This window comes from Arthrobacter sp. Y3223065, from assembly GCF_059090885.1.
This window is the reverse complement of sequence record NZ_JBNHGC010000001.1, coordinates 279,613-296,102: the sequence shown is the minus strand read 5'-3', so window position 1 is coordinate 296,102 and position 16,490 is coordinate 279,613. Positions and strand designations below refer to the sequence as shown.

The 16,490-nt window shown below is 62.1% G+C and carries 15 protein-coding genes; 1 reads left to right on the top strand and 14 read right to left on the bottom strand.

Annotated features, from left to right (window positions below; all coding sequences use genetic code 11):
* Positions 1–47: 47 nt before the first annotated feature.
* The 9 genes from AC5RUK_RS01350 to AC5RUK_RS01310 all read right to left on the bottom strand — a co-directional run bounded on the left by AC5RUK_RS01350 (position 48) and on the right by AC5RUK_RS01310 (position 10,811).
* Entirely contained in the window at positions 48–908 is an 861-nt protein-coding gene (locus tag AC5RUK_RS01350; protein WP_494151176.1) for a hypothetical protein, read from the bottom strand.
* 9 nt (positions 909–917) lie between these two features.
* Positions 918–2,225 carry a UDP-N-acetyl-D-mannosamine dehydrogenase gene (gene wecC, locus AC5RUK_RS01345; protein WP_494151175.1) on the bottom strand — a complete coding sequence of 436 codons (1,308 nt, stop codon included), beginning with the start codon at positions 2,223–2,225 and terminating at the stop codon, positions 918–920.
* 10 nt (positions 2,226–2,235) lie between these two features.
* Entirely contained in the window at positions 2,236–3,912 is a 1,677-nt protein-coding gene (locus AC5RUK_RS01340) for a glycosyltransferase family protein (RefSeq protein WP_494151174.1), read from the bottom strand.
* 236 nt (positions 3,913–4,148) lie between these two features.
* Complete coding sequence (locus AC5RUK_RS01335) at positions 4,149–5,051, bottom strand: ABC transporter ATP-binding protein (RefSeq protein ID WP_494151173.1); 903 nt, start codon at positions 5,049–5,051, stop codon at positions 4,149–4,151.
* Positions 5,035–5,934 carry an ABC transporter permease gene (locus tag AC5RUK_RS01330; RefSeq protein ID WP_494108527.1) on the bottom strand — a complete coding sequence of 300 codons (900 nt, stop codon included), beginning with the start codon at positions 5,932–5,934 and terminating at the stop codon, positions 5,035–5,037. The genes AC5RUK_RS01335 and AC5RUK_RS01330 overlap by 17 nt, the downstream gene beginning before the upstream one ends.
* Before the next feature lie 2 nt (positions 5,935–5,936).
* Complete coding sequence (locus tag AC5RUK_RS01325; RefSeq protein ID WP_494151172.1) at positions 5,937–7,679, bottom strand: glycosyltransferase family 4 protein; 1,743 nt, start codon at positions 7,677–7,679, stop codon at positions 5,937–5,939.
* On the bottom strand, positions 7,676–8,893 hold the full coding sequence (locus AC5RUK_RS01320) for a glycosyltransferase family 4 protein (RefSeq protein WP_494108688.1): 1,218 nt from the start codon (positions 8,891–8,893) through the stop codon (positions 7,676–7,678). Before AC5RUK_RS01320 ends, AC5RUK_RS01325 begins: the two co-directional genes overlap by 4 nt.
* A gap of 53 nt (positions 8,894–8,946) precedes the next feature.
* Positions 8,947–9,750, bottom strand: a complete 804-nt coding sequence (locus AC5RUK_RS01315) for a hypothetical protein (protein ID WP_494151171.1) — start codon at positions 9,748–9,750, stop codon at positions 8,947–8,949.
* Between the two features lie 8 nt (positions 9,751–9,758).
* The gene (locus AC5RUK_RS01310; protein ID WP_494151170.1) at positions 9,759–10,811 is read right to left on the bottom strand and encodes an LCP family protein; all 1,053 of its coding nucleotides are present in this window, start codon (positions 10,809–10,811) and stop codon (positions 9,759–9,761) included.
* Between the two features lie 73 nt (positions 10,812–10,884).
* Here AC5RUK_RS01310 and AC5RUK_RS01305 point away from each other — a divergent pair, with 73 nt between their 5' ends.
* On the top strand, positions 10,885–11,367 hold the full coding sequence (locus AC5RUK_RS01305) for a DUF3515 domain-containing protein (protein ID WP_494151169.1): 483 nt from the start codon (positions 10,885–10,887) through the stop codon (positions 11,365–11,367).
* A gap of 9 nt (positions 11,368–11,376) precedes the next feature.
* Here the strand turns inward: AC5RUK_RS01305 and AC5RUK_RS01300 are convergent, their stop codons facing one another.
* From AC5RUK_RS01300 to leuD, 5 genes are all read right to left on the bottom strand, one after another.
* Positions 11,377–12,513: a D-alanine--D-alanine ligase family protein gene (locus AC5RUK_RS01300; RefSeq protein WP_494151523.1), complete on the bottom strand. Its 1,137-nt coding sequence runs from the start codon at positions 12,511–12,513 to the stop codon at positions 11,377–11,379.
* Between the two features lie 11 nt (positions 12,514–12,524).
* Positions 12,525–13,559 (bottom strand): NAD(P)H-dependent glycerol-3-phosphate dehydrogenase, encoded by a 1,035-nt coding sequence (locus tag AC5RUK_RS01295; RefSeq protein ID WP_494151168.1) that lies wholly within the window; start codon positions 13,557–13,559, stop codon positions 12,525–12,527.
* On the bottom strand, positions 13,556–14,341 hold the full coding sequence (locus tag AC5RUK_RS01290) for a lysophospholipid acyltransferase family protein (RefSeq protein WP_494108534.1): 786 nt from the start codon (positions 14,339–14,341) through the stop codon (positions 13,556–13,558). Before AC5RUK_RS01290 ends, AC5RUK_RS01295 begins: the two co-directional genes overlap by 4 nt.
* Positions 14,342–14,347: 6 nt before the next feature.
* Positions 14,348–15,664, bottom strand: coding sequence for a UDP-N-acetylglucosamine 1-carboxyvinyltransferase (murA, locus tag AC5RUK_RS01285; RefSeq protein ID WP_494108535.1), 1,317 nt, complete (start codon positions 15,662–15,664; stop codon positions 14,348–14,350).
* A 224-nt stretch (positions 15,665–15,888) separates the two neighbouring features.
* The gene (gene leuD, locus AC5RUK_RS01280; protein WP_494108536.1) at positions 15,889–16,488 is read right to left on the bottom strand and encodes a 3-isopropylmalate dehydratase small subunit; all 600 of its coding nucleotides are present in this window, start codon (positions 16,486–16,488) and stop codon (positions 15,889–15,891) included.
* Between the last annotated feature and the right edge of the window lie 2 nt (positions 16,489–16,490).

Genomic DNA, 16,490 nt, shown 5'->3' with positions numbered 1-16,490 from the left:
AAGCGAAATGTTGCTACTGCCGGCCAAGGTATTGGCAAGGACCACCGCTATTTCAACCCCGCGTTGCGGCGTCGTAAGCGGGCAGCGGCTCGAGAAGCGATGTACCGCGGACCCCTCCGAAGGGCGGCGCCGAAGGGCAGTAAGGCCGTGGGAGGAGAGGCTTTGCTCACGGCGTCCTGCCACTGATGGCGCTTGGCGCGGGCCAGTTCCAATTCGAGCCGGCGCACTTGGTGCTCATAATCCCGCCTCGTCGCAGGATCCTTGAGGTCCTTGACAACGACGTGCAGATCAAACTTACCGGCCCTGCCTTTGCGGAGGAATTGCTTGGGCGCGGGGCGGCCAAGAGCGTGGGCGCCGAGACTGGCCCCCGATACCCACCTCTCGCTGCCCTGATTCCGGATGGCTTGCTCTGCGCCGTTCATTGCAGCGGGAGAGCCTAACCTGTCAGTCTTCCAAAGTTCCATTGTGCCTGGGGCGCCGTCTACGAGTACCCGCAGCAGGTCGGCGCCCGTTTCCGCTGCCGCTTCAATGGCGGCCTCAATGGAATATGTGCCGAGCATTACGCCCGCTGGGCAAACCAGCAAATACTGCTCCCCCGCGACTGCGTCTTCCACACTGCGGATGAATTGGACGCCGACTTCTGATGCCAACCACCGCTCCAGGTTTGCCGAGTCCGCAGATTCCGGCATCAGCACCTGGAGGAAGGAGCGCTGCACGCTGCCCGAGAAGATAGAAGAGATGGTCAACGCTGCAGTGCGTGCATCCGCGGCTCGGGCGTCCACCATGATGGTCAAAGTACCAATTTGGGTTTGGCGGGGCTGCTGGACGCCTGCGGTTGGCACGTCAGCCTCGGCCTGCCATTGCAAGACCTGCTCGTGGATGCTGGAGCCTATGCCGGTGCGTGTCATCGACAGGTCCTACTTGGCGAAGGCAGCCGCGGACATGGTGGCCAGTTCTGCCTCCAAAGCATCGGGCTGCCGCCAGGCACCGCGGGTGTCAATGACACGCTTACCAATCAACAGCTCCTGATCCAGGTACTTGAATTCATCATGATCAACCAGCAGGACCACTAGGTCGGCCGCATTCAGCGCTACGTCAAGCTCCTCCAAGCGAAGGTTGCCCAGGCCGGCGAGACTGTGGGGAAGTGTCGTTACATGCGGATCCACAGCGATCAAATCGGCGGCAGGAGCTGCCGCGGAAAGCAGGCGCGCTACGTCCACGGCCGGAGATTCCCGAGTGTCGTCGACGTTGGCCTTGAAGGCAAGGCCCAGGACAACGATCGTTGGCTCCTCCAACTCTGCGACAGCTGCCAGTGCCTTTTCCGCCACATGGCGGGGCATGGAATCGTTCAGGTCGCGCGCCGCACGCGTCAGGCCCGAGTGCTCCGGGAAAGCACCGACGAGGAACCACGGATCAACAGCAATGCAATGGCCCCCGACTCCGGGACCCGGATTCAGGATATCGACGCGGGGATGACGATTGGCCAGTTCTATCAAGCGCCAGACGTCCACGCCCATGCTGCCGCACATCAAGGCCAGTTCGTTGGCGAAGGCTATATTCAAATCGCGGAACGAGTTCTCCGCGAGCTTAGTCATCTCGGCCGTCTTGGCATCGGTGAGGTGGATTTCGCCCTGGCAAATCACGCTGTACAGCTCCCTTGCCATGGAGGATGCCTCCGGTGTCAGGCCGCCGACTACGCGATCATTGGTCACAATTTCGACCATGATGCGGCCGGGCAGCACACGTTCGGGTGAGTGTGCCAAGTGGATCTGCCGTTTGCCGGGCTCCGGAGCGAGACTCAGGTCCGGCCGGGCGCTGACCAGAAACTCACCAATGCGCTCGGTGGTACCGGGCGGCGAGGTGGACTCCAGAATGACCAGTTCTCCTCCACGTAACACCGGCGCGAGCTTTTCCGCTGCGCTGCGCAAGTATGAGAGGTCCACATCTTTGTCGACCCGTACCGGCGTAGGAACACAGACGATGAAAGCGTCAGCCGGAGGCACTTCGGTGAATGCTTTAAGGTTGCCGAGGCTCACCGCGCCGGATACCACCACACCCAGGTCCGGTTCAACGAACGGAACCTCCCCCCGGTTTACGGCATCAACAGTGGCATGGTTCACATCGACACCGGCCACGTGCTTTCCCTGGCTGGCGAAAGTCGCCGCCGTGGGCAGTCCGATGTAGCCCAAACCGATAACGGCGAGGTCATACCTGACCTTCTCCATAATCGACTCCCTATATAAAGATCTGTTCCACGGGATTTCCGAAAAACTTTATGGCAGACGTAGCAAGCAACTCGTGGGCCGTTGCTTGCCAAGTGTGCTGTGTGTGGTCTGCGCCGCGCACTTGGCAATAATTGAAACGGTCTGAGGCGTAAATCTTCCCACCCGATTCTAGAACACTTCTCAGGAACGAAGTGTCCTCGCCCCTACTGACGGCAGGAAAAGGGTTCTCACGGAATATCGCAAGCCGCCCGAAAAGCGTCGGCCCGGCGACGAAGTGGGAGTATCGGTGTTCGAATTGGGAATTTCGTAACACTGTGACGTCCGGTCCCTGTAGGTGCATGTAGTGGGCCCGTTTTCCGACGACAGCGGCACTTGCGTAGGCAAGCGCCTGCACTTGGTCGAACAAGTACCAGGGGCCGTAGAGATCATCATCATCCCACTTGGCCGCGAACTCCCCGGATGCCTGCTCGACGAGAGCGTTCAAACACTCCCCCAACGTCACCTCTGCCGGAAATTCCAGCGCGAGGGCATCTGTGATCCCCGCCGCAAGGCATTTCCGCTTGAACTCATCCTTGTCCAGACGAAAGCCGTGGGCACCATAGAGCAATTGAACGGTGACACCGCGCTGGCTGGCGACACCGTCAATCACATGGTCCAGTTGCCCCGGTCGAATGCTCGAAGCCAGGATGGAAACTACAGGTTTATCCGTACCAGCCGCCAATTCCGGGCGAACTGCTTGGAGAATCTGCTCCGCACGGTTGCGGTAGGTGTGTCCGGACCAGATGCGTCGCTGCGCTCGGTGGACCAGGCGTTCTGCATACTCCCGATTTTTTAGCAGCGCTCGAATGGTGTGGGCTGCCTCCACACGGTTTTGGACTACAGGCAGCTCTCCCTCAGGAAAGAAGTAGTCCACGGCCGGACTTGGCGTAGTCACTACCGTCGAGCCTGCGGCCGTCATCTCGAAGATCCGCCGCGAGCACATTGTGGCTGAATCAACCACAGAATTCACGTTGAGGAAGATCTTGTACGCCTTGTAGGCGGTGAGCATCTGCCGGTAGGAAAGGGATCCAACGACGAACTTGTCCAACGGCTCCGGGAACTGGTACTCGGACTTCTTGCCAAGCTGGCGGGAGAAGATCTCGAACTTAAATTCCCGTCCGCTGCAGGCTTCGGCTGCACCGGGGAGGATGATGTCCATCTGCTTGCGCCGTTCGGGGTACTTATGCGCAAAGTACATGCCGGCGAAGGCCACGTCCCTGTCTTGCCAACCGCGCTTCGGCCGCACCGGGTTGTGGATCTTCGGCTGAGCGGCGAACGGCAAACAGGCCACGTTGGCGTGCCCCAGATCCTTGCGGTATAGCGCCAACATGTTCTCGTCGGTAGTGAAAACGTAATCGCAGAGCTTGGCCAGCGGCAAGAAGTCCTCGTAATGCGGTGGGTCTTCCTTGTTCCAGAGCACGACCGGGAGATGCAAAGCCTTTGCATGGGCAATCAGCTCCCGAATCTGCGGGGACGGTCCTGTGCTACCCAACAGCTTGTAGCGCCACGCACCGTCGTTTCCCGCCCAGGCCGACTCGATCAGCACCAGGTCCAGTCCAAGTTCAGCTACTTCGGCCTGGCTCAGTCCGGGACGCAAAGGCGTGCAGCGCCATTCCCACTCGAATCCCGCCAGCGAAAATTCGTCCAAGATGACACCGGCGTGCACTCGGGCATTCGCTGGAACGGCCGCCGTGGGCTCCGTGGGTTCAATCCGGGGACGATTCCGGTGCTTCGGGCTAAGCGCGATCTTTGAGAAGACGGGCAGAAGCCGAGGACCGGCCCCCGCGGGGTCTTGGCGCAGCAGATGCTCCCGTAAAGCCGCCATTCCGCCGTGGCGCACATGCCATAGCGCGCGCCTAAAGGATGCGGCGTCCAATAAAGCTGTCATTTTCTGCCGGCCTTGGCGCTCCGCCAGCCGCTCTCGAGCAGTTCGACCTGCAGATGAGGACGGCTGGACATGATTTCATTGCGAATTCGCATACCGTGGTCCTTGTTGCCCTCAGTCATGCGCCAGACAAAGTCTCGATATTGCTTAGTGACTTCGTCCGGGGTCCCATCCATGATGAAGTCACCTTTGTCGAGCCAGATGCAGCGGTTGCAGTTCTCCTTGATCGTGCCTGCGCTGTGGCTGACCAGGAATACAGTGCCCGCCTGATCGCGGATGATATCCATGCGTTGCTTGGACCGCTGCCTGAATTGGGCGTCACCGGTATTCAGGGCTTCGTCGATTAGCAGAATTTCCGGATCCACTGCACAGGCGATGGCAAAGCGGAGCCGAGCGCCCATGCCCGAGGAATAGGTGTTCATCGGATGATTGATCTCGTCCTCGAGCCCCGACATCTCGACGATGCTCGCAAACTTGCTGTCCACTTCATCGTCAGTCATGCCCATTGCCAAGCATCCGAGACGGATGTTCTGGGCACCGGAGAGGGAGGAGATCAGCGCTGCGTTCACGCCCAAGAGGACGGGCTGGCTTTGGGCATATACGGCGCCACCCGTGGGTAACGTCAAGCCGGCCAAGACTCGCATCAAGGTACTCTTACCGGAGCCGTTGCGGCCGATGATTCCGATGGAATCGCCTTTGTACCCCACGAAACTGACCTGGTGCAACGCGCGCTTGACAGCTTTGCCCGAAGGGTTGATCCGACGTCGGATGACACCTGAAAGTCCCGTGGCCGAGCCGCCGTCCGGCGAGGCATCCTGTTTAGTGCGGTAGTGAACATCCACTTGGTCGACAACGACCGACGGCTCGACGTCCCACCGGACCCCGCTAGCTGACACGGCCATAAGATTCCTCCTGACGCCAGAAAACGAAGAAGCCGACGGCCAACAGCCCCAAGGCCCACGCAGTCAAGGCCGCCCAGCTCTGCCAGCTCGGCGTGGTGGCATAAAGGACGGAGTCCCGGATGATGTCGATGACTATATACAAGGGGTTCGCCTCAAGAACCTTAACCAAAGTTGGGTAGTCCTTAAAGCGGTCCAGACTGTAGAAGACGGCTGAACTGTACATCCACAAACGAGTCAGGAAGGACAGTAGGTTTCCAATGTCGTGGACTTTGTACAGGAACGGGGCCAGCAGCATGCCGATGCCGAGGTTGAAAAGGTGCTGGAGGAGAATGGCCGGGATGATCAGCAGCCAGCGCCAGGTTATCTCCTCAATTGGCGCAGCTATGAGAACGATCAGCAGCATAACGATGGTGGACGGAATCGAGGAGAGCAACTCGCGCAGGTTCACCGCGATCGGCAAAGCAGCACGGGGAAATGTGAACGCCTTGATGACGGATTCATTGGCCACCAGGCTGCGGGCGCCCTGTAACAGAGCACCGGCGGAGACCTGGAAGGTGAAAATACCGATCACAAGATACCCCACGAAATTATCGATGCCCCGGCCCGTCCCCAGCAGCATGCCGAAGATAAAGTAGTACGTCAGGCCGTTGAACAGCGGGGTGAGGATCAGCCACAGGCTGCCCAGCTTGTCCTTGTCATTAGCGGACTGCACGCGGGCTTGGGCATCGAAGATGATGAACTGCCGCCGGTCCCAGAGCTGGACCAGATAATCCGTAAAGTCCGGGCGTGCACCGATCCTGTGCAGTTTTTTCAGGCTGACCGGGACCGTCACCGTCTGCTGAACCGGAGCGGGATTCGCTGCCTGTGGCCGGGTTTCAGTCACGGTCAGCGATCACCTTCAAGGTCGGTATACAGCCGGGCCAGCGCCGCTGCATTCGCCGCCCAAGTCCGTTCTGCCAAAGCGGATGTCCGTCCCATCTTCCCCAGCTCCATGCGCAGTTCCGCATCTGCCACAAGTTTCCCGACCGCTCCAGCCTGGTCCGCGGGGTCGCCCGCCTTGAACAGTAGTCCGGTTCTGCCTTCCAGGACGATCTCGCGCAGGGCCGGCAGATCGCTGGCAGCGACCGGCCGGGCAGAGGCCATCGCCTCCACCGGCTTGAGCGGAGTGACGCTACGAGTCACCTTGAGATCCTTTCGTGGCACAACAAAAACATCCAATGCTTGGTGGTACACATGCGCTTCGTTCCTGGGCACCCGCCCGGGGAACAGGACCCGCGGCGAAACGCCGAGCTCCGCGGCCAGGTTCTTGAGCCTGGGCGCAGCGACACCATCCCCGACAATCAGGCACTTGAGATCTGGATGCTCACCGGCCAGCAGGGCGAAGGCCCTGAGCAGATCATCCAGGCCTTCGTAATCAACGAGGCTGCTGACTGTCCCGATGAACGTCCCGTCCTGGGGTAGACCCAGTCGACGCCTGGCTTCGCGTGGCGTGTAAGGCTCGGTGAGGAAGCCGTCTCCGACCGCGTTGGGCAGAAGCAGCACCTTTTCCGGGCTTAATCCTTCGCTTAGGATATCCCCTTTCATCGTCACCCCGAGGGTGGCCACTGCGTTTGCCCGGTGCATGACAGCAGTTTCGCGCTCACGGAACAGTTTGTACCGCTGACTGCTCCGGGCGTCTGGCCCCCGGGTGGAGGCCCAAGTATCCGCCAATTGTCCACGGACCTCGTAAATCCAGGGGATTCCGAGCGCACCCGCCACTGCCGCTGCCACCAAACCGTTGACGAAGTGGGTGGTCGTGTGAAGAACGGCGGGCCGGATCTCCAACGCGAGCGCCAGCAGGCGCTCCGCCTGCTGCTGGAGGCGCTCGTCGAAACCACGCGCCAAATTGGCGGGCAAGTCCCGGTGGTAGACCACGCCGTCGAGCACGTCCTGTTCCTGCGCGAAAAGGCGCCCCACCTGCACTGGATAGCCCGTTCGCGTAACGGCATGGACCCTCCACCCGAGCTCGCGCTGGGCTTTAAGCAGAGAATGCGAACGCTGTGCATAACCGCTTCCCGTATGCGGCAGGGAATTGGTCAGCAGATGCAGCACCGTCTGGGATTCTGGTACGTAGCCATCCACCGATGGCAACCGGGGTGTCCACCCGGTGAAGACCTTCAGCTCACCGGCCAACTGGTGCCGCTGGCGTCGCTCCCGGCGCGTGCCGGCGCCCAGCACGGCTACCGCCCCGGCCATATCGCCGTCGTACCAGCGGCGCCTGGCCACGGTACCGCGGCGACCGGCTGTACCGGAAGCCACATTCTGCAGGAGCTTGTCCGCTACCTCCGGCATGGCGGCCGCGACGGCTACGTCCGCCAGCCGCCGTGCCAGACCGCCGGACGCCCCGGCTTGGGCAGCCGACTCGAGCAGTTCGCGGGCAAGGTCAAGGTCACCAGCGATATAGGCGCCCAGTGGCTGAAGCACGCCCCTGCCACGTGTACGGGCGGCCAGTCGGGCCAGCGGCTGCACCAGCCGGGCCGGCAGCCGCCGCGAAACCTGAAGTGCGAGGACCATCGGGTCGTCACCCACATGCTGGCGGAGGGTGGCCGCAGCCAACCGGGCATTGCCCGGCAACTGCCAAAAGCTCATTGGGCGGCCACTGTGGTGGTCGTTGTACCCACGGCTGGCGCGGCTACGCTCTCGAGCAGTTCCATGTAGGAGGCGGCAAGCGTCGGAACATTGGCGTTGTTCCTCAACCATTCCCGGCCAGAACCACCAGTAGCCAAACGGGAGCGGTCGTCGATCAGGTCCCGCCACAGTTGCGCCACGGCCTCCGGCTGCGCAGGAACGACGTCGCCAGTGCCGGAGTCCTCAAGGATCTTCTTGGCCTCGCCGAGGACGATACCAGTAACGTGGCGGCCGAGAGCCAACACTTCAAAGGTCTTGGAGGGGATGGTGGTTTCAAAAGACTTCCAGTCATCGCGGAGAGACACTACGCAAGTGTCCGCGCGGCGGTAGTACTCCATCACCGCAGTCCGGTTGGCTGGCGGATGGAACTCCACCGGGGCATCCAGCTCGGTGGCTAGATTAATCAAGTGGTTGCGCTCGACGCCGTGGCCCACCATGGTGAGTTGAACCTTGTCCCCCACCAAAGCCGCCGCTTTGACCACGACTTCCAGCATCTGGCTCTCCCCGTGGTTGCCAAGATAAACCACTTCCAGCCGGGACGGGTCGGTAGGCCGCGGGGGCAGCTCCTCGATGAAGTCCAGGTCCACACCGTTGGTGACCGTGGCCACGTTCTTCAGTCCGCGTTCACGCAACGTGTCCGCGAAGCCATAAGTAACAGTGACGACAAGATCCGCACGGTCTTGAATGGCAATGATCGCCTTCTCGGCCAAGCTCTTTGCCCCGCCCTGGACCAGCCGGGCATCGTGGGCGATGTCCGGCCAGGCGTCGCGCATATCCACGACCAGCGGGACCTTGAGTAATTTGGCGACGACGAACCCCGCCCCGAGAATTGGCAAGCTCGGCACGGTCACGATGAGCACATCAGGTCGACGCCCCATCATGGCAGCAGGAATAGTGCACGCTGCCGAAAACGCGTGATTGGCAAGCCTGCCCAGACGGGTTGTCCGATGCGGCAGGTAGGGCACTCTACGGATTCGTTCACCGTGGGTACCGGCATGCCGGCGGAAGGCCCGGCCTGCCTGGTCCTTGGGAAGAGTGCGGCGGCCTTCGGGAAGGTGGGCGATGGGAGCCACGACCTCCACCTCCCAGCCGCGCTGACGGAAATGTGTGATGAATTGGGACCAACGACGTTGCGGCGGGCTCACTTCCGGTGTGTATGAATGGGTCAAGAGCATGATCCGCACGTAGAGCTCCCCCTAAAACTTGAGACTGGTGCGCAGTGGCGGGACTAGGCGCCCGGATGGACGCCGTGTTGCAGAGTTGGTTTGCGGCCGCCACGCAACCGCAGGTAGTAGAGAATGCCGATGGCGATCAGGCCCGCCGCCACGCTCGCGCGCAGCAAGGGGGATGAACCTACGCTAGAGGCCCTTTCCTCCGGTCCGGCCAAGGGCGGTCCGTCCCCGGAAGCCGCTGCTTCTGCCGTGGAAGACGGACTTGGCTCCGACGTCGGCGCAGGGCTGGCAGCTGACTCAGACTCCTTGTCTTTTTTGCGCTGCTCAGATTTCTCAGGGTTGGGTTCGGCGGTCTTTGTACCTTCCACTGGGAGAAGGGTGTACCGGTCAAAGTAATCCCCCGTTACGGGGTCCATCAGGTAATCCGTGTTGGGCACGAACAACAGCCCGGTGGCCGGGTGCATCAAATATCCAGTGGAGGGGTGGATAGGCAGGCCGTACACCGGATCCAAGTAGTAGCCCGTAACGGGATCGACCGCGGGCCCGGTCCCGGGATCTAACTCCTGTTCGGCATCGGCGCCTTGTTCGGCCGGCGAAGGTTCAACTGGATCCTGTTCTTGATTGCCCGGTTCCGGTGCCGGTTCCGGCTCCGGCTGTGCGGGCGCCGGACTCGGCGGCGCTGCAGGATTTTGAATCCCAGGCGCTGCCGGTTCGGGCACGACGGACTCATTTGTTTCCGGTTGGATGAGGACGACGGGCGGCCTCACGGTGAACTCCGATGCAACGGCCGCCGATGCGGCTCCCCCGGTCAGCAAGACGGCGACAAGCGATACTGTCGCCGATGTCCTCGCGAGTTTCACATCGGATCCTATCCAGCGGCTTCGGAGGTCGCCCAGTAATCGTCCATCGAGCCAGATTTCAACGCTTTAGTGACCTCCGCGATTGCTACTTCATCCTTGACCACGATTGATTGCCCATCCGCCGACGTTCCGGTACCCAGGGTCGGCAACGTGAACATGTGGACGTCCGACGTGCGGATATTCCTGAGGCCGAAGCCCAGGGAACCGGCGGTAACCGCGTCGAACCCTGAATCGACGCTGATGTACGGCGAGAAGTCGGAGACTACGTCAGCAATTCGGCCGGGATTAGTCAGGGTATCCGCTGTCAGGAAGCGCGACATGATGGCTTTGACGAAAAGCTGCTGGTTTTTAACACGCTGATAATCGCCGTCGCTGAAGGCCTTACGTTCCCGGACGAACTTCAGGGCCGACTCACCATCCAGGGTTTGTGCCCCTTGGGGAAAAAACTCTCCCATTGAACCGCTGGATTGGAACGCCATGGGATTGTTAATTTGGACTCCGCCCAAGGCGTCCGTCAAAGCCTGGAAACCGGCAAAGTCGATGATGGCTACATGGTCGATGCGGGTGTCGAGAAGTCCCTCAAACGTTTCAACTGTGAGCGGCACTCCTCCGAAGGCTGCAGCGGCGTTAATCTTATGCTCGCCGTAACCGGGGATCTCCGTCCAGGTGTCCCGCATGACGGACATGACGTAGACGGCCTCTTTGTTGCCAGGGATGTGCATGAGCATCATGGTGTCCGAGCGACCGCCATCCGAAATTCCAGACAGGTTCTCCCCGTCGTGGGCGTTGCGGCTGTCGGAACCCATCAACAGGATGTTCATCGACCCGTCATCGTTCTTCTCCGGGCGGTTCCCGTCTTCTGGAAAGGCGCTATCGATGGTTTGGGTCTCTTGATTAAAAGTGTTCGCCAAGTTGAAGAGGTAGCCACCGGCTACGATCGCTGCCACCAAAACGAGACCCAACAGGGTCACCATGGTAATCAAGACAGGACGATTCTTTTTCCGCCCCTGACGCAGGCGGCGCCCGGAATCATAGTCCGGATAATGCGATTCTTCAGTCAACGGATCGACCTTCCCAACTTAGGCAACCTGTTCATTTTAGCCTCATTGCCTACGACAACCGTAAACTGGACCTATGCCGCGCATGATTTCGCCACGCCGCTTCTCCCTCGGATTATTGCTGGGAGCGGCAACCGTTGCCCTTACGTCTGCTTGCTCGCCGGTTGTTAATGTCGACGCGGCTCCGGACGCGGCAAACCCCGGATGCGCACCGATGATGGTCATCCTCCCGCAGTACGTCGCCGATTTCCCACGCCGGGAGACGAGCAGCCAGGCTACGGCCGCCTGGGGGGACCCTTCCCAGGTAATCCTGCGGTGCGGGGTGCAGGTTCCGGGCCCTACGACGGACCAATGCGTCTCGGTCGACGACGTCGACTGGGTGCTGCGCGAAGGTGAGAACGGCTACTGGACGGCCACAACCTACGGGCGCACCCCTGCCACGGAACTGATTTTCAGGCCCGACGACGTAGCCGAGAGCAGCGTGTTGATGGACCTCTCGGCGGCTGCGGCTGAAATCCCCCAGGAACGGGAGTGCCTGAGCATTTCCGACGTCCGGTAGCCAGCCTGCCTAACGGAGACCGGTCTTGCGGTTGAGCGCCAGGTACAGCAGCTCGTCGATCAACTCGGTATAAGGCAGCCCGGATTTCGCCCACATCTGCGGATACATGCTGATGGGCGTAAACCCGGGCATGGTGTTGATCTCGTTGATAATGAGCTCGCCGTCCGGCGTGTAGAAGAAGTCAACCCGGGAGAGCCCCTCTCCCCCGAGCGCGTCGAACGCCTGCGCGGCGAGCTCGCGTACCCTCTCCGTGGCGTCAGCGGGCAGATCCGCCGGGCAGCTGAGCGCAGCCGCCGTACCGTCCAGGTATTTCGCCTCGAAATCGTAAAACTGATGCCCGCCGGGCTGGACGGCGATTTCCCCGGGCAGGCTGGTGCGGGTGGGTTCCACTCCCCGGCCCTGCAGCACCGCTACCTCAATTTCGCGGCCGATGATGCCGGCTTCGACAACAACCTTGGGATCGTGTTCCCGGGCAGCTTCCACGGCGGCGCGGAGGCCGCCCGGCTCGGCGACCCTGGTGATGCCCATGGAAGAACCTGCCCGGGCCGGCTTGACGAAGACCGGGAACTGAAGCGTGCCCAGACGTTCGAGCGCCGCTTCCGGGTCCTGCTGCCACTGACGGTCCGTGATGACTTGATAGGGGCCGACGTGGAGGCCGGCCGATTCGAAGACCACTTTCATATAGTGCTTGTCCATGCCGACGGCAGAGGCCAGCACGCCGGCGCCGACGTATCGGACATCGGCCATTTCCAGCAACCCCTGAAGCGTTCCGTCCTCGCCAAACGGCCCGTGCAGGAGCGGCAGCACCACGTCCACGTTCCCCAGGCTCTGCGGTACCTGCGCGGCCGGCGCAACCATGAGTTCCGGCGTGTCCCGCCGGCTGGCCAGCATGACAGGTTCGGCGGACGTACTGATCTCCGGCATTTTTCCCGAGGCGAGCGACCACTGGGCCGGATCATCGGCGACCTGGACCCACTGGCCGTTGCGCGCAATGCCGATGGGAACGACGTCGTACTTGTCCTTGTCGATGGCCCCGAGAACCCCGGCCGCGGTGACGCAGCTCACGGAATGTTCGCTGGACCGCCCGCCGAAAAGGACGGCAACGCGGGGTTTGCGGCGCGGAGCCGGAGCGTTCGCGGTGGGCACGCTTTCGTCGTTCACTGGAGTTCACCTTCGGATTTGAGTTCACGGGTCAGCAAGCGTGGCGCCAGCGCCTCAACGGAAACCTGCCCCTCCAGGACGGCAACCACTGCCTCGGTGATCGGCATGTCCACGCCCACCTTGGTGGCCAGATCCAGTACGGCCCGGCCGGACTTGATGCCTTCGGCTGTTTGGGTCATTCGTTCCGTTACTTGGTCGAGGGTCAGGCCTTCGCCCAAGAGCCGTCCGGCCGTATGGTTGCGCGACAGCGGCGACGCGCAGGTGGCGACCAGGTCGCCGAGCCCCGCCAGCCCGGCCATCGTCTGGACCTCGCCCCCGAGGGCAAGGGTGAGCCTGGTGGTCTCGGCCAGTCCGCGGGTGATGACCGTCGCCTTGGTGTTGTCACCCATGCCCTTGCCGTCACAAATTCCCACGCAGAGGGCAATGATGTTCTTGACGATGCCGCCGATCTCCACCCCCGTCACGTCCGGGTTCGTGTAGGGACGGAAATAGCTGGCCGTGCACAGCCGCGCAATCCACTGCGCGGTGTCGTCGTCCGTGCAGGCCACCACGGACGCGGTCGGCTCCTTGCGCGCAATCTCAAGCGCCAGGTTGGGGCCGGAAATGACGGCTACGTGGTCGTCGGACAGGCCGAGCTCCTCCTTGATGACTTCGCTCATGCGGGCATCGGTACCGCGCTCCAGTCCCTTCATGAGCGAGACGACCACTGCCTCCGGTTCGAGCAGCGGCTTCCAGGAAGCCAGCTGCGGCCGAAGAGTCTGGGCGGGAACCGCCAGTACCACCAGCGGCGCACCATGGAGGACTTTGGCGACGTCCTCCGAAGCGACGATGTTCTCCGGCAGCACGATGTCCTGCAGGTACTTCGCATTCCGGTGCGTGGAATTGATTTCCGCAGCCACTTCCGCACGCCGGGCCCAAAGCCTGACCTCGACCTCGGGATGGGCGTCCGCGACTACCTTGGCAAAGGTGGTGCCCCAGCTTCCTGCTCCGAGAACTGCGATGTTGGCAGGCAGGTCGGGGCGTGCGGTCACAACTTCTCCTCGGGCGGTAGCTCTTCTGTATGCACCGGCTCGCCGGAACCAAAGTCCCTGCCAATGGCGCTTTGACCGTGAGCAGAAGGATCCCAGCGGACGGCAGGCGCTTCCTCGCCGCGTACTTCGGCCAGCAGCGCCGTGATGCTGTCCATAATCCTATTCGTTGCAGCCTCGAGAACGGTCCTGGTGATCGGCAAGCCGCTGAATTCGCTCAGGTCCACCGGAGGTCCGGCCGTGACGTGTGCCGTTTTGCGCGGAAAAAGGCTCGGCTTCTTCGCATAGCGGGGCAACAGTTCGTTGGCACCCCAGTGCGCAACCGGAATGACGGGTGCGCCGGTCTGCAGGGCGAGCCTTGCCGCCCCGGTGCGCCCGCGCATCGGCCACAGATCCGGATCCCGGGTCAGCGTCCCCTCGGGGTAGATGATCACGGCACCGCCTTCATCGAGCACCTCGCGCGAGGCGTCCAGGGAACGGTTTGCGCCCGAGCTGCTTCGCTCCACCGGTATCTGCCGGGCCGCCGTCAACAGTTGCCCGACCACGGGAATCTTGAACAGCGAGGCCTTCGCCAGGAAATGCGGAAGGGCGCCCTGGTTGTAGACGTAATGGCCGACCACCAGTGGATCGATCTCCGTGTTGTGGTTCGGACAGACGATGAATCCCCGGTCCTTGGGGAAATTCTCTGTCCCCGTCCAGTTGCGCCGGAGTGCCAGGTTCAGGAACGGCCGGACTGCGCCGGCGAGGACGCCGATGACCACCCGCTCTTTGGAGTCTGCTCCCATGGCCGCCTACTCGACGTCGAAATCCGCGCCGAGGCCCTCCAGCTTTGACTGGAAGCGTTCGTATCCACGGTTGATGAGTTCGATGCCGGTGACGCGGGAGGTTCCTGCCGCCGCCAAGGCGGCGATCAGGTGGCTGAATCCTCCGCGGAGGTCGGGGATGTCAATTTCTGCGCCGGAAAGCTGGGTGGGTCCAGAGATGACGGCAGAATGGAGGAAATTCCGCTGCCCGAAGCGGCACGGAATGCTGCCGAGGCATTCGCGGTGCACCTGGATGTTCGCGCCCATTCGAATCAAGGCTTCGGTAAATCCAAACCGGTTCTCGTAGACGGTCTCGTGCACGATCGAGACGCCTTCGGCTTGCGTCAGGGCAACGACCAGGGGCTGCTGCCAGTCCGTCATGAAGCCGGGGTGGACGTCGGTCTCGAGCACCAGCGGAGACAAGCTCCCGCCCGGGTGGTAGAAGCGGATGCCGTCGTCGTCGATGTCGAACGCCCCGCCGATCTTGCGGTAGGTATTCAGGAAGGCGGTGAGATCGCCCTGATGGGCCCCCTCGACGTAAATGTCTCCCTGCGTCACCAGGGCGGCGGAAGCCCAGGACGCTGCCTCGTTGCGATCGGGCAACGCGCGATGGTTGAACCCGGCCAGTTCGGTGACGCCCTCGATACGGATGACGCGGTCGGTCTGGACCGAAATGATGGCGCCCATTTTCTGCAGCACGGCGATCAGGTCCATGATCTCCGGCTCGATGGCGGCGCCGCTCAGTTCCGTGATGCCTTCGGCGCGGGTTGCGGTCAGGAGAACCTGTTCGGTGGCGCCCACGCTGGGATACGGCAGCGTGAGCTTCGCGCCCTTCAATCCCCTGGGTGCGGAGATGGCAATGCCACCGGGCCGCTTGTCCACGATCGCGCCGAACTGCCGCAGCACGTCGAGATGGTAGTCGATGGGCCGGTCGCCGATTCGGCAGCCGCCCAGGTCGGGGATGAAGGCTTCGCCGATCGCGTGGATCAGGGGCCCGCAGAAGAGGATCGGAATACGGGAATCACCGGCGTGGGCGTCGATGTCCTTCATGTGGGCTGTCTTGACGTTGGTGGGGTCAAGCGTGAGGTCACCGGTCACCGCGTCCTTGGACACCTCGACGCCGTGCAGCCGGAGCAGGCTGGTGACGATTTCCACGTCCCTGATTTCGGGCACATTCCGCAGGACCGACGCGTCTCCGCCGAGCAAGGACGCGACCATCGCTTTGGGAACCAGGTTCTTGGCACCGCGGACGGACACCTTCCCCGCCAACGGAACGCCACCACGAATGGTCAAAACACTTGCCATGAATACCTGTTTCCTCAAGCTAGTTTAGCGCCGAACTGCGCCAAGGCCTCAGCTAAGCATATTGGCAATCCGTGACCACTCTGAAATAAACGGGGTACGAGCCCGGCGCTTTCCCTGCGGCCGGCCGGTGCCTTGCATGATGCAGTCTCAGGTGCAAATCAGCGCCGCCGACGGAGCCGGAACGGTTCCCTCGACGGCGCCGATTCGGGGCAGGGCGCGTGTCCTCAGACTTTGGCCGGGAGGGTCTTCGGCTTCCAGGATGGCCGGGTCGCTTCGTAGGTGGTGATTTCCGCCTCATGCTTCAGGGTCAACCCGATATCGTCCAGACCTTCGAGCAGTCGCCAGCGGGTGTAGTCGTCGATCTCGAACGGGGCGGTGATGGTTCCGCAGATGGCGGTCTTCGACTCCAGGTCCACCGTGATTTCGGTGCCCGGGTGGTTCTCCAGTTCCTTCCAGATCAGCTCGATGTCATCCTGGGCGACCTCGGCAGCGAGCAGGCCCTGCTTGCCGGAGTTTCCCCGGAAGATGTCGGCGAACCGGGAGGAGAGCACAACACGGAACCCGTAGTCCTTCAGCGCCCAGACAGCGTGTTCGCGCGAGGAACCGGTACCGAAATCCGGGCCGGCCACGAGGACGGACCCGCGGTTGAACGGCTCCTGGTTGAGAATGAAGTCCTCGTGCTTGCGCCAGGCCGCGAAGAGGGCATCTTCGAAGCCTGTCCGGGTGATCCGTTTGAGGTACACCGCCGGGATGATCTGGTCGGTATCCACGTTGGACTGCCGCAGCGGGACGCCGATGCCGGTATGAGTGGTGAACTTCTCCATGA

Bases quoted from the DNA above. Each gene is read 5' to 3' on its own strand.
- AC5RUK_RS01325 (WP_494151172.1), bottom strand. From the start codon at position 7,679: ATGAGCTTTTGGCAGTTGCCGGGCAATGCCCGGTTGGCTGCGGCCACC.
- AC5RUK_RS01290 (WP_494108534.1), bottom strand. From the start codon at position 14,341: ATGGGAGCAGACTCCAAAGAGCGGGTGGTCATCGGCGTCCTCGCCGGC.
- AC5RUK_RS01305 (WP_494151169.1), top strand. From the start codon at position 10,885: ATGCCGCGCATGATTTCGCCACGCCGCTTCTCCCTCGGATTATTGCTG.
- murA (WP_494108535.1), bottom strand. From the start codon at position 15,664: ATGGCAAGTGTTTTGACCATTCGTGGTGGCGTTCCGTTGGCGGGGAAG.
- AC5RUK_RS01320 (WP_494108688.1), bottom strand. From the start codon at position 8,893: ATGCTCTTGACCCATTCATACACACCGGAAGTGAGCCCGCCGCAACGT.
- AC5RUK_RS01350 (WP_494151176.1), bottom strand. From the start codon at position 908: ATGACACGCACCGGCATAGGCTCCAGCATCCACGAGCAGGTCTTGCAA.
- leuD (WP_494108536.1), bottom strand. From the start codon at position 16,488: ATGGAGAAGTTCACCACTCATACCGGCATCGGCGTCCCGCTGCGGCAG.
- wecC (WP_494151175.1), bottom strand. From the start codon at position 2,225: ATGGAGAAGGTCAGGTATGACCTCGCCGTTATCGGTTTGGGCTACATC.
- AC5RUK_RS01335 (WP_494151173.1), bottom strand. From the start codon at position 5,051: ATGGCCGTGTCAGCTAGCGGGGTCCGGTGGGACGTCGAGCCGTCGGTC.